Below are 21,513 nucleotides of genomic sequence, written 5' to 3' on the forward strand. Positions count from 1 at the left end.
CGACGAGGCGCAGCGGGCCGCACCGGCCTCGTTCAGCCGGCCCACTTCCAGACGGCCTGGAAGCCCTCGGTCTGCCGCACCCAGAAGTAGCCGTACACGGCGGTGCTGCCGAGGTAGGGCCCGATCTGCGCGAGCAGGGCCCGGGTGCCCTTCCGGTCGCGCTCGGCCAGGTAGTTGGCCAGCGCGAGCCAGTGCCGGAGCGTGATGCCGCGACCGATCAGGCGAGGTTCGCCGGCCCCGCGCCACTTGGCGGCGCACGCCTCGATCTCCCGGATCACCTCCGGCCGGCGGAAGTAGCTCGCCTTCGCGCTCAGCGACGACGCCCGCGTGTCGAAGCCGTACTCGCGCAGCGCGTACTCGAAGTGGGCGAGCAGCGGCAGCATCGCCACCGACGAGCCGACGGGCGCGGCGGCGGCGGGCTCGCGGGCCGCGGCGAACATCTGCTCGTGCGAGCCGTACCACTTCTCGCAGAGGAAGGTCACCGCCATCAGGTGGGCCTCGAAGTTGTCCGGGTCGCGCTTGACCGCCTCGTCCATCGCCGCGCGGAACTCGTCGCGTAGCCGGTGGCCGTTGGCGAGCGTGGAGGCCATCCGGGTCACCCACGGGTAGGGGTCGTCGGGGTTGAGCTGCACCGCGCGCTGGCTGGCCTGGCCGGCGAGGGCGGAGAGCCGTTCGAACTCCCGGAACTGCTCGCGGGTGGTGTGGCGTGCCGCCGCGGCGCCGCGGGCCTCGCCGGCCTGGTCCATCAGCGCGTCGGCGCGCAGGATCGCCACCGTCGGGTCGTCCGGCGCGGCGGCCTCCCACGCGTCCAGCCAGTGCGGCGCCTCCCCGGCAGCGCCACCCAGGATCGACAGCCGGCGTCCGCGCAGCTCCCAGTCCCGGCCGGTGGCCACGATCAGATCCCGGGCCGCCGTCCAGTCACCGGCGAGCGCCCGGTCCCGCGCGGCACGCAGCTCCAGATCGGCCTGCCCGTAGTCGGTGTCGGGGGTGGGCGGCCTGCGGAAGAGTCCGAACATCCGGCGATCATAGAGATCGACCCGAGCATTCCGCTCACCCGCCCCGGCCGCACCTGGCCGCACCTGGCCGCGGCTGGCCGCACCGCGCGACGGGTTCAGGGTGGGTGGCCGAGCGTGTTGCCGACCGGTCAGGCGGAGTCGGCGACGGGGCCGGTATCCGCGCGGGCCGGCGGCTCGGGGGCCGGGGTCCCGCCGGCCGCGGCGGGGCTCGCCGGTTGCTGGTTCGCCCAGAGCGCGAGCAGGCGCAGGTTGTCGTGCGACGGGCTGCCCGGGTCGGTGGTGTAGATGAACAGCGTCTGTTCCTCGTCGCCGGGCAGCGCCAGTGCCTCGTACCGGATGGTGATCGGCCCTACGGCGGGGTGCGTCATGTGCTTGGTGCCGTGCGTGCGCTCGTGCACCTGGTGTCCGTTCCACCAGGTGCGGAATTCCGGGCTCTTGATGGTCAGCTCCCCGACCAGTTCGGTGAGCCGGGGGTCGTCGGGGAACCGCCCGGCGTAGAGCCGCAGGGTGCCGACCGCCTCGGCCGCCACCGTCGGCCAGTCGAGGAAGGCCTCGCGGGCGGCCGGGTCGAGGAAGATCCACCGGATGTAGTTGCGGTGCCGGGGTGGCAGCCGGGTCCAGTCGGTGAGCAGGGCACGCGCCAGCGTGTTCGACGCGAGGACGTCGGTGCGGCGGCCGACGATGAAGGCCGGGTGGTCGACCAGCGAGGCGATCATCTGGTGCATGGCCGGCCGGACCCGCTGCGCCGGCGCCTGCTCGGCGCGGCGCCGGGGCGGCCGGGCCAGGTCGGCGAGGTGGGCGCGGGCGGCGGCGTCGAGCCGGAAGACCCGCCCCAGGGCGTCGAGGACCGCTTCCGACGGGCTGGTGTGCCGGCCCTGCTCCAGCCGGGTGTAGTAGTCGACGCTCACCCCGGCGAGCTGGGCCACCTCCTCCCGGCGCAGGCCGCGCACCCGCCGGCCGCCCTGACCGGCGTAGCCGGGAATGCCCGCGGCTTCCGGCGTCGTGTCCGCCCGGCACTTCCTGAGGAAGTCACCCAGATCCGTGCGTCCTGCCATGTCGTCAATGATTGCCGCGCCGGCGGTGCGGTGCCCAGCGGTTGGGTGGGCATGCCGTTCCCAGGCAGGGCTGGGCGCGGTTGACGGTGTCCGGGGCCGGGCGCACCGCCGCAGCATGGGATCCGTTCCCCGGCCCGGGGAACGCACCGACCGGTATCCGTCAAGGAGACATCCCCATGCCGTATCCCACCTCCGGACCCGCGACCTGGTTCGTCACCGGCGCTTCGCACGGACTCGGACTCGAGCTGGTCCAGCAGCTGCTGCGGCGCGGCGACAACGTCGCGGCGACCACCCGCTCCACCGAACGGCTGATCGCGGCGCTGGGTTCCGCCGACACCTCACGGCTGCTGGCGCTGCGGGTGAACCTCGCCGACGAGAAGGAGGTCGCCAGCGCCGTGGCGGCGGCCGGTGACCGGTTCGGCGGCATCGACGTCGTGGTCAACAACGCCGGCTACGGCCTGCTCGGCGCCGTCGAGGAGATCACCGACGCCGAGGCGCGGGAGCTGTTCGACGTGCAGATCTTCGGGGCGTGGAACGTGCTGCGCGCCGTCCTGCCCGGCATGCGGGCGCGCCGCAGCGGCCACGTCATCAACATCTCGTCGATCCTCGGCCTGACCACCTTCCCCGGCTGGGGCGCGTACTGCGCCGCCAAGTACGCCCTGGAAGGTCTCACCGGATCGTTGGCCGCCGAGGTCGCCGACTTCGGTGTCCGCGTCAACCTGGTCGAGCCCGGATACCTGCGTACGGACTTCCTGCGCATGCACAACCTGCGCCTTCCGTCCCGGGTCGCCGACGGCTACGACGCCATCCGCGAGATGACCGACGCCCACCTGGCCATGCCCGGAACCCAGCTCGGCGACCCCGCCAAGGCGGCCGCCGCGATCATCACCATCGCCCGGGACGGCACCGCGCCGCTGCACCAGATCCTCGGCTCCGACTCCTACACCCTGGCCACCACCGCTGTTGAGCACCTGACCACCGACATCGAGGCCGCCCGCCAGCTCGCCGCCACCACCGACATCGGGCAGCACGCCTGAGCGGACGGGCCGTTCCGTAGGAGGCTGCTCGGCGGCGCGGCGCCGCTCCGGTGGCCCCTGCGGGCCGGCCAGCGGGCTCTGGCGGGGCCCGAGGTCGGCCCCGTCAGCAGCCCGCGTCGCGGGGTCGGTCCGCGCGTTCGCGGCCGGGCGGCCCGCGGCGCTCCGGCCACTACTACAATGCGTCGTGGATGCCGCCGGCGAGCGCGCCCCGCGGGTCTACGTGGAGGTGCCGGGTGGCTGACGACGAGGCGGAGATCACCGCGTGGGCGCTGGCCGCCGGGCGGGGTGACCAGGACGCCGCCGCCCGGTTCGTCCGGGCGACCCAGCATCAGGTCCGGCGCTTCCTCGCCGCCCTGGTCTCCCCGGGCGAGGCGGACGACCTGGCGCAGGAGACCTTCCTGCGGGCGGTCCGGTCGCTGTCGTCGTTCGCCGGACGCTCATCGGCACGGACGTGGCTGCTCGCCATCGCCCGCCGCGTCGCTGTCGATCACGTACGCGCCGTCACCGCGCGTCCCCGAACGGTGCCGATGTCGGACGGATACGACGGCGTCGACCTGTCCCGCAGCGGCTTCGACGGCCAGATCGTGCTGGAGCAGCTGATCGCGGCGCTGCCGGCGGACCGGCGGGAGGCGTTCGTCGCCACCCAGGTCCTCGGCCTGTCCTACGCCGGGGCGGCGGAGGTCTGCGACTGCCCCGTCGGCACCATCCGCTCCCGGGTGGCCCGGGCCCGGGAAGATCTTGTCGCCGCGATGGACAGCCGGGCCGCGCGGGGCCCGCGGCGCGGCGGCGACGCGGCCGGCTGAGCCGGCACAGCCGCTGTGAGCTGCGTCGATGCGATCTTTTCCCGGAAGTTGCTGGGAACCAACGCCGCTGTCGAGCCGACTACCGGTGCATGAGGTGTGAGCAGTGGCGCGAGGTGTTGTCGGCACAGCTGGACGGTGAGGAGACTCCCGCCGAGCGGGCGGCCGCCGAGACCCACCTGGCCGGCTGCGGCGACTGCCGGACCTGGTTCGACCAGGCGGCGGCGGTCACCCGGCGGGCCCGGCTGTCGGTCACCGTCGCCCACGAGGACCGCACCGATGCCATCCTCGCCGCCCTGCCCGCGCCGGCTCCGTACCGCCGGCGGCAGCGGCTCGTGCTCACTCTGCGGGCTGCGCTGGGGCTGATCGGCGCACTTCAGGTCCTGCTCGGTCTGGCCCAGATCGGCCGCGGCGCGGCCGGCGAGCACGCCCACTCGGCGGCCGGGGCGCTCGCGTCGGGGCACCTGTGGCACGAGTCGGCGGCGTGGAACGTCGCCGTCGGGGCGGGATTCCTGTTCGTGGCCGCCCGCCGCACCCCGCCGACCGGGCTGGTGCCGACGCTCAGCGCGTTCGTCGGCACGCTGGTGCTGCTCTCGGTCAACGACCTGGTGATCGGCCGGGTGGACACCGCGCGGCTGGTCAGCCACGGCTTCCTGCTCACCGGGTACGCGATCGTGGTCGCCATGTCCCGGCCACGCCGGCGGCCCGACGGCCCCGCCAACCGCGGCCGTCCGGAGCAGAGCCGCTGGCGACTGCCGGCCGAGGACGAGGCGCCCGCGCCGTCGAACCTGCGGCTGCTGCCGCCGCCCCACCCCGGGTCCGCGTACCGCCAGGACCGTACGGCGGCCTGAACGCCCTCGGACGGCACCGCCGACAGTGGGCTGATCTTCGCCTCCTACCAGGCCGACGTCACCCGCCAGTTCCTGCCCAGCCAACGGCGCCTCGCCCAGCGGGACCTGCTCAACGAGTGGACCACCCCGATCGGCTCCGCTGTCTTCGCGATCCCACCCCCCATCGCCCCCGACTGGTACCTCGCCGTGCACCCCGCCTGGGCGTCCGCGCTGCTGGCGGACCAGCAGCTCGGCGCCGGCATCGCCTGGGCGTTCGGGGAGATCCCCGCCGCCGCCGTCATGGTCGTCCTCGTGCGCCGGTGGGTTCGGGCCGACCAGCGGGAACAGGCCCGCCTGGACCGGGCGGCCGACCGCGCCGAGGCGACCGGGGAAGCTGACGACCTCGCCCGCTACAACGCCTTCCTCGCCGCCGCCAACCACGCGGACAGCGACGGCCCTACCGACCGGTGACGCCGGCCGACCCGGGCGGTCGGTCGGGCCGACGCCGTCCGGCCCGCCGGGCCCCGGACCGACCGGGCCGATGGTCCCTGCCGCCTCGGGCGAAGGCCTCTGCCCCACCGGCCGGGCCGGAGCCACGCTGAGGGTGGACGAAGGAGGACGTGATGACCGACAGATCCGGTGCCCCCGTCGTGGTGGGCGTGGACGGTTCCCCCTCGGCACTGCACGCGGCGCGGGTGGCCGCCCGGGAGGCGGCGGCCCGGCACCGGCCGCTGCGGGTGGTGCACGCGTTCGGATGGCCGCTGCTCGGCACGCCGTTCGGTCCGATGGCGGCCGCCCTGCCGTACGAGGAGCTGCGGCGGGAGGCCGACCGGGTCGTCGCCGAGGCCGTCGACGAGGCCCGCAAGGTCAACGCGGACCTCGCCGTGACCGGCGTCGTGGTCGACGGTGCCGCTACCCCGGTGCTGCTGCGCGAGAGCGGGGACGCGGCGCTGCTGGTGCTCGGGCATCGCGGGCTGGGCGGCTTCGCCGAGCTGCTGGTCGGCTCGGTGTCGGTACAGCTGTCGGCCCGGGCGCACTGCCCGGTGCTGGTGGTGCGGGGCGAGCCGCGCGCCGACGGCCCGGTCGTGGTCGGGGTGGACGGTTCCGCGCTCTCCGAGGAGGCGATCGGCTTCGCGTTCGCCGAGGCGGCGCAGCGCGGCACCGCGCTGGTCGTCGTGCACGCCTGGCTCTACCCGGCGCTGCCGACCGGCCGGGAGGTGTCCGGCCCCGGCGACGTCCTGCCGCTGTCGTACGACCCGGCGGAGCTGCGCGCGGAGGAGGAGCGGGTACTCGCCGAGTCGGTCGCCGGCTGGTCCGAACGCTACCCGGACGTCCCGGTCCAGCGGCTGCTGATGGCCGGCACCCCGGCCCGGGCGCTGGTCGAGGCGTCCGCCGACGCGCAGCTGACCGTGGTCGGCGCGCACGGCCGGGGCAGCTTCACCGGACTGCTGCTCGGCTCGGTCAGCCACGCGGTGCTGCACCACGCGCGCAGCCCACTGGCCATCGTCCGCCACCACCGGAGTCGGAACACCTGACCCGGGTCACCGCCGCGCCGGCCGGACCGCGGCCGGCGCGGCCGGCCGGTGATCCTGGTGCCGGCCGGTCGAGGAAGCCGCCGCCGGCAGGCGGATCCGGACCGATGGAGGACGCGATGAGAAGCTGGCCCTACTCGGACGACGAGCTTCGCCGGATGTACGCGGGCGGGCGCGGGGACGCCACCGCACGGCGCTTCGCCCGGGTGTGGGCGGCCGTGCTCGGCACCGGCCTGTTCCCCCGGCGCTGGGTGACCCTGGAGGTCGCCGGGCGACGCACCGGACGACGCACCCGGTTCCCGCTGGGCATGGCCGACTGGCAGGGCGAGTGGTACCTGGTGTCGATGCTGGGCGACGACTGCAACTGGGTCCGGAACGTACGGGCGGCCGGCGGCCGGGCCACCCTCCGGCACGGACGCGCCCGCGCCTGCCGCCTGGTCGAGGTACCGGTCGACGAGCGCGCGCCGATCCTCAAGCGGTACCTGCGGAAGGTGCCCGGAGCGCGGCCGCATCTTCCCGTCGACCGGCACGCACCCCTGGCCGAGTTCGCGGCGATCGCGCCGCGATACCCCGCCTTCCGGATCGAGTACGCCGACGGATCCGAGTGACCCCGCCGAGCATCGACTTCGTGCAGCGCTGCACCACCGACGAACGCGAGCGGCGCCCGGCCGCGCGCCGCCCGGCGGCGGCCACCTCGCGGCCCTGATCAGAGCGGGTCCACCAAGCGTCGGACCCGGCTGGGATTCGCCGGCGAACGGGTGATCGCGGCGCCCGGACGGCGGGCGGGCGGCCGCGCGACGCCGGCGACCGGTGAGACGAAGCCGACACGACGACCCGACATCTGGTGTTGCCCGCTCGGCGGCAGCGGCATATATGGTGTCCCACGCAGCTGGTTCGGCCGCGTGACGGCGGCCGAGGCAAGAGGGAACCCGGTGTGAGTCCGGGACTGCCCCGCAGCGGTGAGTGGGAACGACCGCCGTCAACAGCACTGGGCCGCACCGGCCTGGGAAGCGACGGCCAGTAGGCGACCGGCGACCCCGGTCAGGCCCGCGAGTCCGAAGACCTGCCAGCGCGCCGTGCGCCGTCGCGCGCGGCGGTCGGAGGTCGCGCGGGACGACCGACGCCAGCAACCGGGCCTGCCGTCCCGTCGGGCTCGTTGGCGTTCTCCCGCGTCCGATGGCCATCGGAGACAGCGCGAGGAGAGGTCATGACGGTGGTACGGGAGCACTCCGCGCCCGGCGCGGGCGCACCGGAGCGGCGCCGGCAGGTGATGCGGGTCCGCAAACGCAACGGCGGCAGCGAGCCGGTGGACGTCAACCGGATCGTCGAGGCGGTGCAGCGGTGGGCCGCTGACCTGGCCGAGGTGGACCCGTTGCGGGTTGCCACGAAGACGATCAGTGGTCTCTACGATGGAGCGACCACCGCCGAGCTGGACAAGTTGTCGATCCAGACGGCGGCGGAGCTGATCGGCGAGGAGCCGCAGTACTCCAGGCTCGCGGCACGGCTGCTGGCCGCGTACGTGGACAAGGAGGTCCGCGGGCAGGGTGTGGCGAGCTTCAGCCAGGCCATCCGGTACGCCCACGGCCTGGGCCTGATCGGCGACGACACCGCCGCGTTCGTGTCCCGCCACGCCGGCGAACTGGACGAGGCCGTGGACCCGGACGGTGACCTGCGGTTCGAGTACTTCGGGCTGCGCACCGTCGCCGACCGGTACCTGCTGCGCCACCCCGAGTCGCGGCTGGTGGTGGAGACGCCGCAGTACTGGCTGCTGCGGGTGGCCTGCGGGTTGTCGCGGACGCTGGCCGAGGCGATCGGCTTCTACCGCCTGATGTCGTCGCTGGCGTACCTGCCCAGTTCACCGACGTTGTTCAACTCGGGCACCCGGCACACGCAGATGTCGTCGTGCTTCCTGGTCGACTCGCCACGGGACGAGTTGGACTCGATCTACGAGCGGTATCACCAGGTGGCGAAGCTGTCGAAGTTCTCCGGCGGCATCGGCATCTCCTGGTCGCGGGTGCGCGGCCGGGGCGCGCTGATCCGCGGCACCAACGGCCGCTCCAACGGCATCGTGCCGTTTCTGAAGACCCTCGACGCCGGTGTCGCGGCGGTCAACCAGGGCGGCCGGCGCAAGGGGGCGGCCTGCGTCTACCTGGAGCCGTGGCACCCGGACATCGAGGAGTTCCTGGAACTGCGGGACAACACCGGCGAGGAGTCCCGGCGGACGCACAACCTCAACCTGGCCAACTGGATCCCGGACGAGTTCATGCGCCGGGTCGAGGCGGACGGCGACTGGTCGCTGATCGACCCGTCCGACGCGCCGGAGCTGCCCGACCTGTACGGCGAGGAGTTCGACGCCGCCTACCGGGTCGCGGAGAAGAAGGCGGTGCGCACGGTCCGGGCCCGGGACCTGTACGGGCGGATGATGCGCACGCTGGCGCAGACCGGCAACGGGTGGATGACGTTCAAGGACCCGTCGAACCGGCTGTCCAACCAGACCGGCGCGCCGGGCAACATGATCCACCTGTCCAACCTGTGCACCGAGATCCTCGAGGTGAACAGCGACACCGAGACCGCCGTCTGCAACCTCGGCTCGGTCAACCTCGGCGCGCACGTCACCGCCGACGGGGTCGACTGGGCGAAGCTGCGGTCGACCGTCCGCACCGCGGTGGTGTTCCTCGATCGGGTGATCGACATCAACTACTACCCGGCCGAGCAGGCGGCGGCGTCGAACCCGCGCTGGCGGCCGGTCGGGCTCGGCCTGATGGGACTGCAGGACGCGTTCTTCACGCTGCGCCTGCCGTTCGACTCGGCCGAGGCGAAGGAGCTGTCCACCCGGGTGCAGGAGGAGATCCTCCTGACCGCCCTGGAGACCTCGGCCGGCCTGGCGGAGCGGTTCGGCGCGCACCCCGCGTACGCCGAGACCCGCGCCGCCAGGGGTGAGCTGCACCCGGACCTGTGGGGCGCGGAGCCCGCGCAGCACGAGCGGTGGGCCGCGCTGCGGGCGCGGGTCGCCGCGCACGGCCTGCGCAACTCGCTGCTGGTCGCGATCGCCCCAACCGCCACCATCGCCTCGATCGCCGGCTGCTACGAGTGCATCGAGCCGCAGGTGTCCAACCTGTTCAAACGCGAGACGATGTCCGGCGAGTTCCTCCAGATCAACACGTACCTGGTCGGTGAACTGAAGGCGCGCGGGCGGTGGACGCCGGCGATCCGGGACCAGATCAAGCGCGCCGAGGGATCGGTGCAGGGCATCACCGACCTGCCGCCCGACGTGCGGACGCTGTTCCGCACCGCGTGGGAGCTGCCGCAGCGGGCGCTGATCGATCTCGCTGCCGCCCGCGCGCCGTACGTCGACCAGTCCCAGTCGCTGAACCTGTTCATGGGTGCGCCGACCATCGGCAAGCTGTCGTCGATGTACCTGTACGCCTGGAAGTCCGGGCTGAAGACCACCTACTACCTGCGCTCGCGGCCCGCGACGCGGATCCAGCAGGCCACCGTCGCCGTCGCCGCCACGGCGGTCACGCCGGTCGTCACCCCGGACGCCGAGGCACTGGCCTGCTCCCTGGAGAACCCCGAGAGCTGTGAGGCCTGCCAGTGACCACGACTGACGCACCCCGTACCGACGGCCGGCACATGCTGCTCGACCCGGGTATGGACCTGACCCTGCGGCCGATGCGCTACCCGCACTTCTTCGACCGGTTCAAGGACGCGATCAAGAACACCTGGACCGTCGAGGAGGTCGACCTGCACTCCGACCTCGCCGACCTGGCTCGCCTCTCCCCCGCCGAACAGCACCTGGTGTCGCGGCTGGTCGCGTTCTTCGCCACCGGGGACACCATCGTCGCCAACAACCTGGTGCTCAACCTCTACCAGCACGTCAACTCGCCGGAGGGCCGGCTCTACCTGTCCCGGCAGCTGTTCGAAGAGGCCGTGCACGTTCAGTTCTACCTGAACCTGCTCGACACCTACGTGCCCGACGAGAAGGAACGCTTCGCGGCGTTCGCCGCCATCGAGAACATCCCGTCGATCCGGCGCAAGGCGGAGTTCTGCTTCCGCTGGATCGACTCCGTCTTCGAGCTGCGTACGCTCAGGACCCGCGCGGACCGCCGGGCGTTCCTGCTCAACCTGATCTGCTTCGCCGCGTGCATCGAGGGGCTGTTCTTCTACGGCGCCTTCGCCTACGTCTACTTCCTGCGCTCGCGGGGACTGCTCAACGGCCTCGCCTCCGGCACCAACTGGGTGTTCCGCGACGAGTCGATGCACATGGCGTTCGCCTTCGACGTGGTGGACACCGTCCGCCGCGAGGAGCCGGAGCTGTTCGACGAGGAGCTGGTCCGCCAGGTGCGGGAGATGCTGGCCGAGGCGGTCGAGTGCGAGGCCCAGTTCGCCGAGGACCTGCTCGAACAGGGCGTCTCCGGGTTGTCGCTACGGGACATGCGGGAGTACCTCCAGCACGTGGCCGACCGTCGGCTCGCCCAGCTCGGCATCGCACCGCTCTACGGCTCGGCGAATCCGTTCGCGTTCATGGAGCTGCAGGACGTGCAGGAGTTGTCGAACTTCTTCGAGCGGCGGGTGTCCGCCTACCAGGTGGGGGTCACCGGGAGCGTCACCTTCGACGACGACTTCTGAGCGACGGCCGGGCGTGGACGGCCGGGCGTGGACGGCCGCGCGTCGTCCCGCCCGGCCCGCCGGCGGCCGGACCGGTTCAGTCCTTCAACGGGTAGGGGATGAAGGTGCTGCGGTTCTCGTCCAGGTCGAGCCGGCGGCTGATCGGCGGCGCGGCCCGTTGCGGGCAGGTCATCCGTTCGCAGGTCTTGCAGCCGGGACCGATCGGTGTGGCGGCCTCGGCGGCGTGCAGGTCCATCCCGGCGGAGTAGACCAGCCGGTCGGCGTGCCTCGTCTCACAGCCCAGGCCGATCGCGTAGACCTTTCCCGGCTGGTTGTAGCCGCCGTGGTGGCGGGTGATGGTGCGGGCGATCCACAGGTAGCGCTGCCCGTCGGGCATCGCGGCGACCTGCACCACCACCCGCCCGGGCGAGCTGAACGCCTCGTAGACGTTCCACAGGGGGCAGGTGCCGCCGGTGTGGGAGAACGGGAAGCCGGTGGCGGACTGGCGTTTGGACATGTTGCCGGCCCGGTCGACCCGGACGAACGAGAAGGGCACGCCCCGCGCCCGGGGGCGTTGCAGCGTGCTGAGCCGGTGGCACACCGGCTCCCAGCCCATCGCGAAGTGCTGGGTGAGCAGGTCGATGTCGTACCGGCGCTGCTCCGCCGCCGTCAGGAACTGCTCGTACGGCAGGATCAGCGCGGCGGCGAAGTAGTTGGCCAGCCCGACCCGGGTGAGGATCTGGGTCTGCGTCTCGTCGAACCGCTCCTCCTCCACGGTCTCGTCGATCACGTCGGCGAACTCCAGCAGCGCGATCTGCGCCGCCATCCGCATGGCCTCCTGCCCGGGTCGCAACGACGTCGACAGGTGCAGGGTGCGGGTCTGCGGGCGGTAGCGGTGCAGTTCGTCGCCGAGCGAGGCGGCGTCGTCGCGGCGGACGTGGACGCCGTGCCGCTGGGCGAGCCGGTCCTGCAGGACGGCGCGGACCTCGCCACGGCGGAGTCCGATGCTCGCGGCGAGCCGTTCCGCCGCCTCGTCCAGATCCGGCACGTAGTTCTGCCGCCGGTAGAAGAACTCGGTCACCTGGTCGTGCGGGCTGCGGCCGATCGTCTCACGGTCGCCGAGCAGCTCGGCGAGCTGCTCGTCCGCCTGCCGGTACCGCCGGTGCAGCTCGATGACGGCCTCTGCGACCTCGGGCAGCCGGGTGGCGAGTTCGGTGAGGTCGGCGACGCCCGCCCGGCCGGGGAGCGCCTCGCGCAATCCGGCGACCAGCCGTGGCGTGTCCCGCGGGGCGAAGACGGTCGGGTCGACGCCGAACACCTCGGTGATGCGCATGAGCACCGGGACGGTCAGCGGCCGCGAATCGTGTTCGATCTGGTTGAGATAGCTGGGCGAGATGTTCAGCAGGCGGGCGAGGTGCGACTGGCTCAGCGCACGGTCCTCGCGCATCCGGCGCAGCCGGGCGCCCGCGAAGGTCTTGGCGACCGCCCTCACCTCCCGCTGCTCGTCCCCCGTCCAGCGACCATTTGCAAGGTGCAAATATACCCGTTCACAACTTCGCAAAATGGCGTGGAAAATTCCCAGAACTTGGCTTCTTCCGTCCCTCGACCCCCCGTCGACGTCGTGTGACCGTTGGCGACACGCCGGGTCGGCGTCGAATTCCCGCCGCCACGCCGCACGTCCGGGTCCACCCGGCGTCACCGCACATTCGAGAGGACGACATCATGCAGAACGCCGTTGAGCAGTTGCGTACCGAGTGGGAGACCGATCCGCGTTGGCAGGGGGTGCGGCGCAGCTACCGCGCCGAGGACGTGGTGCGGTTGCGCGGGGCGATCCAGGAGGAGCACACCCTGGCCCGGCACGGGGCGGAGCGGCTGTGGCGGCTGCTGCACAGCGAGGACTACATCCACGCGCTGGGCGCGCTCACCGGCAACCAGGCCGTGCAGATGGTCCGGGCCGGCCTGAAGGCGATCTACCTCTCCGGCTGGCAGGTGGCCGCGGACGCCAACCTCGCCGGGCACACCTACCCCGACCAGAGCCTCTACCCGGCCAACTCGGTGCCCGCGGTGGTGCGCCGGATCAACAACGCCCTGCTGCGCGCCGCCCAGATCACCACCGCCGAGGGCGACACCACCGGTACCGACTGGCTCGCGCCGATCGTCGCCGACGCCGAGGCCGGCTTCGGCGGACCGCTCAACGCGTACGAGCTGATGACCGCGATGATCGCGGCCGGCGCGGCCGGGGTGCACTGGGAGGACCAGCTCGCGGCCGAGAAGAAGTGCGGCCACCTCGGCGGGAAGGTGCTCGTCCCCACCGGCCAGCACATCCGTACCCTCGAGGCGGCGCGGCTCGCCGCCGACGTCGCCGGGGTGCCGTCGGTGGTCATCGCCCGCACCGACGCCCAGGCCGCCACGCTGCTCACCACCGACGTGGACGAGCGGGACCGGCCGTTCGTCACCGGCGAGCGGACCGCCGAGGGCTTCTACCGGGTGCGTAACGGGGTCGAGCCGTGCATCGCCCGCGGCCTGGCGTACGCCCCGCACGCCGACCTGCTCTGGATGGAGACCAGCACTCCGGACCTGGAGGTCGCCCGCCGCTTCGCCGAGGCGATCAAGGCCGAGTACCCGGACCAGCTGCTCGCCTACAACTGCTCGCCGTCGTTCAACTGGCGCAAGCATCTCGACGACGCGACCATCGCCAAGTTCCAGCGGGAACTCGGCCACATGGGCTACAAGTTCCAGTTCATCACGCTGGCCGGCTTCCACGCCCTCAACTACTCGATGTTCGACCTGGCCCGTGGCTACGCCGCCGACGGCATGTCCGCGTACGTGGCGCTGCAGGAGCGGGAGTTCGCCGCCGAGTCGGCCGGCTACACCGCCGTCAAGCACCAGCGCGAGGTGGGCACCGGCTACTTCGACCTGATCAGCACCGTGCTCAACCCGGCCGCCGAAACCACCGCGCTGCGCGGCTCCACCGAGGAGGAGCAGTTCGCATGAGGTACGAGGTGATCGGCCCGATGGCCGACCGGTTCGACGAGGTGCTCACCGCCGAGGCGCTGGACTTCCTGGTCGCGCTGGACAGCGAGTTCGCCGCCCGGCGGGTGGCCCTGCTGGACACCCGCCGGGCCCGCCGCGACCGGTACGCCACCGGCCAACTGCCCGACTTCCTCCCGGAGACCGCCGGGATCCGCGCCGACCGCACCTGGCGGGTGGCCCCGCCCGCACCCGGTCTCGTCGACCGGCGGGTCGAGATCACCGGACCCACCGACCGCAAGATGACCGTCAACGCGCTCAACTCCGGCGCCAAGGTGTGGCTCGCCGACTTCGAGGACGCCACCGCCCCGACCTGGCACAACGTCATCAGCGGGCAGCTCAACCTGATCGACGCCCTGGACCGGCGGATCGACTTCACCGACCCGCGCGGCAAGCGGTACGCCCTCGGCGAGGAGCTGGCCACGATCGTGGTCCGGCCGCGCGGCTGGCACCTCGTGGAGAAGGGGATCGCGGTGGACGGGCGGCCGATCTCGGCCAGCCTGGTCGACTTCGGGCTCTACCTCTTCCACTGCGCCCGGCGGCAGCTCGACGCCGGCGCCGGGCCCTACTTCTACCTGCCGAAGCTGGAGGGGCACCGCGAGGCGCGGCTGTGGAACGACATCTTCGTCTTCGCCCAGCGGTACCTGGGTTTGCCGCAGGGCACCATCCGGGCCACCACCCTGATCGAGACCATCACCGCCGCCTTCGAGATGGAGGAGATCCTGTACGAGCTGCGCGAGCACTCGGCGGGGCTCAACGCCGGACGGTGGGACTACATCTTCAGTGTCATCAAGAACTTCGGGCAGTGGCCGGACTTCGTGCTGCCGGACCGGTCCGAGGTCACCATGACCGTGCCGTTCATGCGCGCCTACACCGAACTGCTCGTGTCGACGTGTCACCGGCGCGGCGCGCACGCCATCGGCGGGATGGCCGCGTTCATCCCCAGCCGGAACCCGGAGGTCAACGAGGTGGCCCTCGGCCGGGTGCGGGCGGACAAGCGGCGGGAGGCCGGCGACGGGTTCGACGGGTCCTGGGTCGCCCACCCGGGCCTGGTCGACACCTGCCGGGAGGAGTTCGACGCGGTGCTGGCCGAGCGGCCGAATCAGCTCGACCGGCTCCGGGACGACGTCGGTGTCACCGCCGCCGACCTGCTCGCCGTCGACAAGACCCCGGGCCAGGTCACCGCCGCGGGACTGCGGTCCAACATCGCGGTCGCGCTGCGCTACGTCGACGCCTGGCTCGGCGGCACCGGCGCGGTGGCGCTGTGGAACCTGATGGAGGACGCGGCGACCGCCGAGATCGCCCGCTGCCAGGTCTGGCAGTGGCTGCACCATGGCACCCCGCTGGCCGACGGCGGCTGCGTGACGGAGGACCTGGTCCGATCGATCCTCGCGGAGGAACTCGCCGCCCTGACCGCGGGACGCGAGGGCACCGAGCGGGACCGCGCCGAGCAGGCCGCGCGGGTCGTCGAGGACACCGCGCTCGGCGAGGACCTGCCGGCGTTCTTCACCACCGGCGCGTACGCCCGGCACCTCGGTCCGAACCGGAAGCCCGACCTGTCGGCCGGCTGACCCGGTCGGCGCCCGCGCCGGAGCCGGGAAGGTCCCCTCGGCCCTTCCCGGCTCCGGCCGGTGCTCCGGTTCGGCGCGGCCGGGTGCCGGCCCGAATCACGGTTGCCAGCGCCGGCGGTGGAGGCCGAGCGTCGTCGATCGAATAGGCTGTCACCGGCGCTGGTTCGCCCGGCCGGATTCGGCCGGGCGTCGTAAGAGGGAACCCGGTGCAAGTCCGGGACTGCCCCGCAGCGGTGAGTGGGAACGACCGCCGTCACCATGCACTGGACCGCGAGGTCTGGGAAGCGACGGCCAGTAGGAGACCGGCACGCCCGGTCACGCCCGCGAGTCCGAAGACCTGCCCGCGCTGCGCACACGAGGTGTGTGCGCTGCCGTCGACCTCGCGGGCGGGTCGGGCGGGTGACACGCCACGAGCGTGTTCCTCGACGTGCGCGCCGGCGGGATCGGCGGTGTGCTTCCCGAGGACGGACTACCGCTGTGCACGACACCACCACCATCGCCGGCCGACCCCCGTCGGCGTCGCACCTGACCCTGTCGCAGATCATGGACCAGCACCACACCAACCTGATGGGCACGGTCCACGGCGGCCGGATCCTGAACCTCATCGACTCCGTGGCCGGGGTGGTCGCCGCGCGGCACTCGGACGGGCCGGCGGTCACCGCCGCGATCGACGAGACCGCGTTCCTTCGCGCCGTGCGGGTCGGCGACGTGGTCCACGTGGACGCCCGGATCACCTGGGCCGGCCGCAGCTCGATGGAGGTGGCCGTCAAGGTGACCGCGGACCGCTGGGACCGCGCGGTGCCACCCACCGACGTGGCCACCGCGCACCTGGTCATGGTCGCCGTCGACGACGCTGGCCAGCCCCGCACCGTCCCGCCGCTGCTGCCGCAGACCGACGGCGACCGGCGTCGCTACCGCGAGGCGGAGATCCGCCGCGAGCACCGGCTGGCCCTGCGGCAGGCCCTGCTCGACGGGGCCGGGGAGGGCTGAGGGGTGCTCGGTGTGTCCGCGGCGACCCTCGCCGGTTACCTCGCCGCCACCGTCGTGCTCATGGTCACTCCCGGTCCGGACATGATGTTCGTCCTGGCCAACGCCGCCCGCTACGGCACCCGCGCCGGGGTGGTCGCCGCGCTCGGCGTCGCCGCCGGGGAGGCGGTGCACGTCGCGGCGGTCGTCTGCGGTCTCGCTGCGCTGGTCTCGGCGTCTCCGGTGCTGTTCACCGCGATCCGCTGGGCCGGCGCGGCGTACCTGATCGTCCTCGGCGTACGGGCGCTACGCCGCGCCGGCGGTCCCGTCGACGCGGTGACGGAGCAGGGTGGCCGAGCCAGGCGGGCGTTCCTGCGCGGGCTGGTGACCAACCTGCTCAACCCTAAGATGATCCTGTTCAGCGTGGCCTTCCTGCCCCAGTTCGTCGACCCGGCAGCCGGTGACGTCACCGCTCAGCTCGTCCTGCTCGGCGCGCTGTTCGTGGCGGTGCAGCTCGCCGTCGACATCGCCCTGGGCGCCGGCGCTGGGCGGCTCGCCGGCCGGTTGGCCGACGGCCGCTGGTCACGTCGGATCAACCGGATCTGCGCCGTCGCCTTCGTCGCGCTCGGGATCCGCCTGGCGGCCAGCTGACGGACCGGCGGGCTCACCCCAGGGTCGGGTGGTCCGCCTCGAACCGGGCCCGGGTCAGGAAGGCGAGCTGGGCCCGCTTGTCCGGCATGTCGATCTCGGAGCCGAAGGTGAAGCCCTCGGACTCCAGGCGACGCAGGGCCAGTTGGTTGCGCACGTCCGGCTCCACCACGATCCGCTGCGCGGCGGGGTCCCGGAACAGGAACCGGGCGAGCGCGGGACCGATCGCGGTGGTCAGGCCGCGGGCGTACCGCCGGCCGGGGTTGAGCAGCAGATGCATCCCGATGTCGCCGGGCTGGACCGGGTAGCGCTCGCCGACCGGGTCGGCCTCGGGCTGGTAGGTCTGGAAGAGCCCGACCGGCTCGTCGTCGACGGTGATCAGGTAGGCGTGGTGGGTCGGCAGGCTGTCGATGAACGCGTAGATCTCGTGCACCTGCTCGACGGTGTGCCCACCCATCCCCCAGAACGAGTTGCGGGGCTGGGTGACCCAGCCGTGCAGCAGTTCGGCGTGCCGGTCGGGTGCCACGGTCACGAGCGACAACTCGCCGAGGCCGGAGATCTTCTCCTGGTGGATCATGCTGCGCTGTCCTTAGCTACGCCGGTGCGGAGGGGCCGGGCCGGGTGCCGGTCGGTACGCCGCTGTCGTCGCCGCGTCGACGTCGTCGCCGCCCCGCGCATCGCCATCGACCAGCCTCGACGCCCTCGCCGGCGGCCGGTGTCGGGGACACGCGTGTTCTGTCGAGCGCCAACTTAGGTTACCCTGCCCTAACGAAGGCAGACCTTACCTGGAGGGGTGCGTGAAACGGAACTGGGAGGCCCTGGTGCTCAAGGCCATGGGAGGCCGGGACTTCCGGCTGACCGTGCTGGGCACCGAGTCGGTCGACGGGCACTACCAGCGGCTGCTCCTCGACGACGGCGGCCTGCTGGAGGCGTGCGGGGTCCACCCGACGATGTGGATCCGGCTGTGGTTCGACAACGACGGTCGGGCGCACCAGCGCGCCTACACGCTGGTGGACCCCGACCCGGCCACCGGGCGGTTCACCCTCGAATTCGCCCTCCACGACGGCTGCGCCGCCCGGTGGGCCACCACGGCGCAGGTCGGCGACACCATCGACGCGACCGTTCAGGGCAGCGCGTTCCGGCTGCCGGACCCCGCGCCCGAACACCTCTACCTGATCGGTGACGCGGCGTCCCTGCCGGCGGTGAACAGCCTGCTCGACGCCGGCGCCGACATCCCGGCGACAGTCTGGCTGGAGTACGCCCACGAGGGCGAGAAGGCGCTCGCGCCACGGACCCGGGCGCACCACGGCGTCACCTGGATACCCCGCCGGGACACCGGACAGGACCTGGTCGACGCGGTCTGCGCCGCGCTGCCCGCCAGCGACTCGGCCCACTACTGGGTCGCCTGCGAGGCGGCCAGCACCCGCACCATCACCCGGCACATCCGGCGCACCTTGGGCGTCGACAAGCACCAGCTCACCTCGCTCGGCTACTAGAGAGCCACGTGAGGGGCCGCCTCGGCACGCTGACCGCGCTGTACGTCACCCAGTACCTCGGCATCGGTTTCATCACCGTCGGGCTGACCGCCATCCTGCGCGACGGCGGGACGTCGCTGGACACCCTGGCGCTGTTGCAGGTCGTCGGCCTGATCTGGCCGATCAAGGTCCTCTGGGCGCCGATCCTCGACCGCTACGGGTCACGCCACCGTGGCCACTACCGGTCCTGGCTGCTGGTGCTCCAGGCCGCCCTGGTGCTGGCCCTGGTGGCGCTGCTGCCGTTCACCCGTCCCGCCGAGCAACTCGGCCCGGTGGTCGCCATCTGCGCGGCGTACGTCTTCTTCTCCGCCACCCAGGACATCGCCGTGGACGCGGTCGCCGTCCGGCTGCTGACCGAGTCGGCCCGGGGCGTGGGCAACGGCATCCAGGTGGCCGCCAGCTATCTCGGCAACCTGCTCGGCGGCGGCGCCTGCGTACTGGTCTACGACCGGTTCGGCTGGGTACCGGCGATCGGCCTGCTGGCCGCCCTGACCACGGTCGGGCTGCTGGTGGTGTGGCGCTTCCGGGAGCCCGCCCGCACCGACCGGGTCCCCCGGGTCGGCGCGGCCTACCGGGCGCTGTTGTCGGTGTTCGGCCAGCCCGGCTGCCGGTGGTGGACCTTCGGGGTGGTGCCGCTGGTCTACGTCGGCGCGGGGATGGCGTACGCGCTGGTCACGCCGGCCCTGGTCGACGCCGGCTGGTCGCTGGGCCGGATCGGCGTGGTGACCGGGGTGGTGACCAGCGCCCCGGCGATCGTGGCCGGTCTGCTGGCCGGCTTCGGCATCGCCCGCCTCGGGCGGAGCTGGATGCTGGTGGCCGGCGGGGTGACGCTGGGGCTGTCGACGGTGCTGCTGCTGCCGCTGATGAACGGACGCGCACCGCTGGCCGGGACGGTGGTCGCCCTCTGCTGCTTCCTGGCCGCGTACACGGTGGCGAACGTGGTGCTCTACACGGTCAACATGGACTACTCGCGGCCCGACACCGGCGGCACCGACTTCACCGTGCTGTCGTCGTTCGGGCTGGTCTGTTCGTTCGTGGCGTCCTCGGTCGGGCTGGCAGCCGCCGAACGCGTGGGCTACGCCCCGGTCGCGGTCGCGTCCATCGTGCTGGTGGCCGCCGGCGTCGTACTCGGCATCGCACACCAGCGGCGACACCGCCCCCGCCGGCTGCTGGTCGAGGCGCCCGACCAGCGCCCGGCCGTGGGTGACGTGGCCCCGGTGGGATGAACCGCCGACCCCCTGCTTGACGAGCTATTAGGTTAGGCTAACCTAACTCCGGCGCTCGGCGCCCATCATGTCCACCTCGACCTGAGGACCTGCATGAGCCTGACCGGAAGCACGCTCGACAGCTCGTCGACCGGGGCCGTCCCCGACCTGTCCGCCGCCCGGGCCCACCTGTTCAACGCCGGTTCGGTCGCGCGCTACCAGCGCGTGCTGAGCCAGGGCGTGGACCGGGTGGCCGACCGGGTGGCCGGCGCGGACCGGCCGTTCACCGGCGTCACGCCGGAGGCGCTGGCCCCCCTGATCGCCGGCATCGACCTGGACCGGCCGCTGGGTGACACCGACGCCGCCCTCGACGAACTGAACGAGCTCTGGCTGCGCGACGCGGTGTGGTTCCACCACCCCCGCTACCTGGCCCACCTCAACTGCCCGGTGGTGATCCCGGCGCTGCTCGGGGAGGCGGTGCTGAGCGCTGTCAACTCCTCGCTGGACACCTGGGACCAGAGCGCCGGGGCCACCCTGATGGAGCGGCGGCTCATCGAGTGGACGGCCGGGCGGATCGGCCTCGGCGCCGCCGCCGACGGCGTCTTCACCAGCGGCGGCACCCAGTCGAACCTGCAGGCGATGCTGCTGGCTCGCGAGGAGGCGTACCGCCGGGTGGTCGGCGCCGCCGCGACCCGCCCGGCCCGGACGGAGGTGCTCGCCCGACTGCGGATCGTCACCTCCGCCGCCGGACACTTCAGCGTGCAGAAGGCCGCCAAGCTGCTCGGGCTGGGCAGCGACGCGGTCCTCACCGTGCCCACCGACGCGGGCCGGCGGATGCGCACCGACGAGCTCGCCCGCACGATCGACCGCTGCCGGCGCGAGGGCCTGGTGGTGATGGCCGTCGTGGCCACCGCCGGCACCACCGACTTCGGCACCATCGACCCGCTGACCCAGATCGCCGAGATCTGCGCGGCGGCCGGGGTGTGGCTGCACGTCGACGCGGCCTACGGTTGCGGCCTGCTGGTCTCCCCCACCCGCCGGCACCTGCTGCACGGCATCGAGCGGGCCGACTCGGTGACCGTCGACTACCACAAGTCGTTCTTCCAGCCGGTCAGCTCCAGCGCGCTGCTGGTCCGCGACGGCCGGATGCTGCGGCACGCCACCTGGCACGCCGACTACCTCAACCCCGCCCGGGCCGCCGAGCAGGGCATCCCCAACCAGGTCGACAAGAGCATCCAGACCACCCGCCGGTTCGACGCGTGCAAGCTCTGGCTCACCCTGCGCATCATGGGCCCGGACGCCATCGGCGCGCTCTTCGACCGGGTGGTCGACCTCGCGGCCGAGGCCTGGCACCTGCTCGACGCCGATCCCCGCTTCCAGGTGGCCGCCCGGTCGCAGCTGAGCACCGTGGTGTTCCGCTACCTCCCCGACGGCGCCGGCCCGGGCCTGACCGACGAGGCGAACCTGCACGCCCGGGAGGCGCTGGCCGCCTCCGGCGCCGCCCTGGTGGCCGGCACCAAGGTGGACGGTGCCCACTACCTGAAGTTCACCCTGCTCAACCCCGAGACCACGGTGGCGGACATCGCCCACGTCCTCGACCTGATCGCCGAGCACGCCGCCTGGTACGCCCGCGCCAGCTCCGCCGCCGAGCTGTCCTGCCCGGTCGGCTGACGCCCCGCC

At 72.8% G+C, this 21,513-nt stretch carries 18 protein-coding genes, 1 pseudogene and 2 riboswitches; of the genes and pseudogenes, 15 read left to right on the forward strand and 4 right to left on the reverse strand.

Annotated elements, in window-relative coordinates:
• Positions 1 to 32: 32 nt before the first annotated feature.
• Together DLJ47_RS13785 and DLJ47_RS13790 are read right to left on the reverse strand one after the other, a co-directional pair.
• Complete coding sequence (locus tag DLJ47_RS13785) at positions 33 to 1,016, reverse strand: hypothetical protein (protein ID WP_109900409.1); 984 nt, start codon at positions 1,014 to 1,016, stop codon at positions 33 to 35.
• Between the two features lie 128 nt (positions 1,017 to 1,144).
• Positions 1,145 to 2,071, reverse strand: a complete 927-nt coding sequence (locus DLJ47_RS13790; RefSeq protein ID WP_109900410.1) for a helix-turn-helix transcriptional regulator — start codon at positions 2,069 to 2,071, stop codon at positions 1,145 to 1,147.
• A 176-nt stretch (positions 2,072 to 2,247) separates the two neighbouring features.
• Here DLJ47_RS13790 and DLJ47_RS13795 point away from each other — a divergent pair, with 176 nt between their 5' ends.
• The 8 genes and pseudogenes from DLJ47_RS13795 (at position 2,248) to DLJ47_RS13835 (ending at position 10,899) form a co-directional block, all read left to right on the forward strand.
• Positions 2,248 to 3,108, forward strand: coding sequence for an SDR family NAD(P)-dependent oxidoreductase (locus DLJ47_RS13795; protein ID WP_109900411.1), 861 nt, complete (start codon positions 2,248 to 2,250; stop codon positions 3,106 to 3,108).
• A 188-nt stretch (positions 3,109 to 3,296) separates the two neighbouring features.
• Positions 3,297 to 3,911: a sigma-70 family RNA polymerase sigma factor gene (locus DLJ47_RS13800; protein ID WP_109900412.1), complete on the forward strand. Its 615-nt coding sequence runs from the start codon at positions 3,297 to 3,299 to the stop codon at positions 3,909 to 3,911.
• A gap of 89 nt (positions 3,912 to 4,000) precedes the next feature.
• A complete protein-coding gene (locus DLJ47_RS13805) occupies positions 4,001 to 4,759 on the forward strand; it encodes a zf-HC2 domain-containing protein (RefSeq protein WP_109900413.1) in 759 nt (252 codons plus the stop codon).
• 6 nt (positions 4,760 to 4,765) lie between these two features.
• Positions 4,766 to 5,209 (forward strand): annotated as a pseudogene (locus tag DLJ47_RS37485) (cytochrome c oxidase assembly protein); the annotation flags it as partial.
• A 152-nt stretch (positions 5,210 to 5,361) separates the two neighbouring features.
• The gene (locus DLJ47_RS13820; protein WP_109900414.1) at positions 5,362 to 6,273 is read left to right on the forward strand and encodes a universal stress protein; all 912 of its coding nucleotides are present in this window, start codon (positions 5,362 to 5,364) and stop codon (positions 6,271 to 6,273) included.
• Between the two features lie 116 nt (positions 6,274 to 6,389).
• A complete protein-coding gene (locus DLJ47_RS13825; RefSeq protein WP_233257822.1) occupies positions 6,390 to 6,878 on the forward strand; it encodes a nitroreductase/quinone reductase family protein in 489 nt (162 codons plus the stop codon).
• A gap of 265 nt (positions 6,879 to 7,143) precedes the next feature.
• Positions 7,144 to 7,355: riboswitch (cobalamin riboswitch) on the forward strand.
• 122 nt (positions 7,356 to 7,477) lie between these two features.
• A complete protein-coding gene (locus DLJ47_RS13830) occupies positions 7,478 to 9,868 on the forward strand; it encodes a ribonucleoside-diphosphate reductase subunit alpha (RefSeq protein WP_109900416.1) in 2,391 nt (796 codons plus the stop codon).
• Positions 9,869 to 9,903: 35 nt separating this feature from the next.
• Positions 9,904 to 10,899, forward strand: coding sequence for a ribonucleotide-diphosphate reductase subunit beta (locus DLJ47_RS13835; protein WP_109900417.1), 996 nt, complete (start codon positions 9,904 to 9,906; stop codon positions 10,897 to 10,899).
• Between the two features lie 76 nt (positions 10,900 to 10,975).
• Here DLJ47_RS13835 and DLJ47_RS13840 read toward each other — a convergent pair whose 3' ends face one another.
• Positions 10,976 to 12,370, reverse strand: a complete 1,395-nt coding sequence (locus tag DLJ47_RS13840; RefSeq protein ID WP_109900418.1) for a short-chain fatty acyl-CoA regulator family protein — start codon at positions 12,368 to 12,370, stop codon at positions 10,976 to 10,978.
• A 230-nt stretch (positions 12,371 to 12,600) separates the two neighbouring features.
• Here DLJ47_RS13840 and aceA point away from each other — a divergent pair, with 230 nt between their 5' ends.
• From aceA to DLJ47_RS13860, 4 genes are all read left to right on the forward strand, one after another.
• The gene (gene aceA, locus DLJ47_RS13845; protein ID WP_109900419.1) at positions 12,601 to 13,872 is read left to right on the forward strand and encodes an isocitrate lyase; all 1,272 of its coding nucleotides are present in this window, start codon (positions 12,601 to 12,603) and stop codon (positions 13,870 to 13,872) included.
• Positions 13,869 to 15,479 (forward strand): malate synthase A, encoded by a 1,611-nt coding sequence (aceB, locus tag DLJ47_RS13850; protein WP_109900420.1) that lies wholly within the window; start codon positions 13,869 to 13,871, stop codon positions 15,477 to 15,479. The genes aceA and aceB overlap by 4 nt, the downstream gene beginning before the upstream one ends.
• Positions 15,480 to 15,622: 143 nt before the next feature.
• Positions 15,623 to 15,838: riboswitch (cobalamin riboswitch) on the forward strand.
• 184 nt (positions 15,839 to 16,022) lie between these two features.
• Positions 16,023 to 16,469, forward strand: coding sequence for an acyl-CoA thioesterase (locus DLJ47_RS13855; protein ID WP_396835457.1), 447 nt, complete (start codon positions 16,023 to 16,025; stop codon positions 16,467 to 16,469).
• A gap of 12 nt (positions 16,470 to 16,481) precedes the next feature.
• Positions 16,482 to 17,096, forward strand: a complete 615-nt coding sequence (locus DLJ47_RS13860) for a LysE family translocator (RefSeq protein ID WP_233257823.1) — start codon at positions 16,482 to 16,484, stop codon at positions 17,094 to 17,096.
• A 13-nt stretch (positions 17,097 to 17,109) separates the two neighbouring features.
• Here the strand turns inward: DLJ47_RS13860 and DLJ47_RS13865 are convergent, their stop codons facing one another.
• Positions 17,110 to 17,670, reverse strand: coding sequence for a GNAT family N-acetyltransferase (locus DLJ47_RS13865; protein WP_109900423.1), 561 nt, complete (start codon positions 17,668 to 17,670; stop codon positions 17,110 to 17,112).
• 220 nt (positions 17,671 to 17,890) lie between these two features.
• On the opposite strand from DLJ47_RS13865, the gene DLJ47_RS13870 reads away from it, so the two are divergent.
• The 3 genes from DLJ47_RS13870 (at position 17,891) to DLJ47_RS13880 (ending at position 21,504) form a co-directional block, all read left to right on the forward strand.
• Positions 17,891 to 18,589: a siderophore-interacting protein gene (locus tag DLJ47_RS13870; RefSeq protein WP_109900424.1), complete on the forward strand. Its 699-nt coding sequence runs from the start codon at positions 17,891 to 17,893 to the stop codon at positions 18,587 to 18,589.
• An 8-nt stretch (positions 18,590 to 18,597) separates the two neighbouring features.
• On the forward strand, positions 18,598 to 19,854 hold the full coding sequence (locus DLJ47_RS13875) for an MFS transporter (RefSeq protein WP_109900425.1): 1,257 nt from the start codon (positions 18,598 to 18,600) through the stop codon (positions 19,852 to 19,854).
• A gap of 93 nt (positions 19,855 to 19,947) precedes the next feature.
• The gene (locus tag DLJ47_RS13880) at positions 19,948 to 21,504 is read left to right on the forward strand and encodes a pyridoxal phosphate-dependent decarboxylase family protein (RefSeq protein ID WP_109900426.1); all 1,557 of its coding nucleotides are present in this window, start codon (positions 19,948 to 19,950) and stop codon (positions 21,502 to 21,504) included.
• Positions 21,505 to 21,513 lie beyond the last annotated feature (9 nt).

Source organism: Micromonospora sp. S4605 (assembly GCF_003176715.1).
Taxonomy (GTDB): domain Bacteria; phylum Actinomycetota; class Actinomycetes; order Mycobacteriales; family Micromonosporaceae; genus Micromonospora; species Micromonospora echinaurantiaca.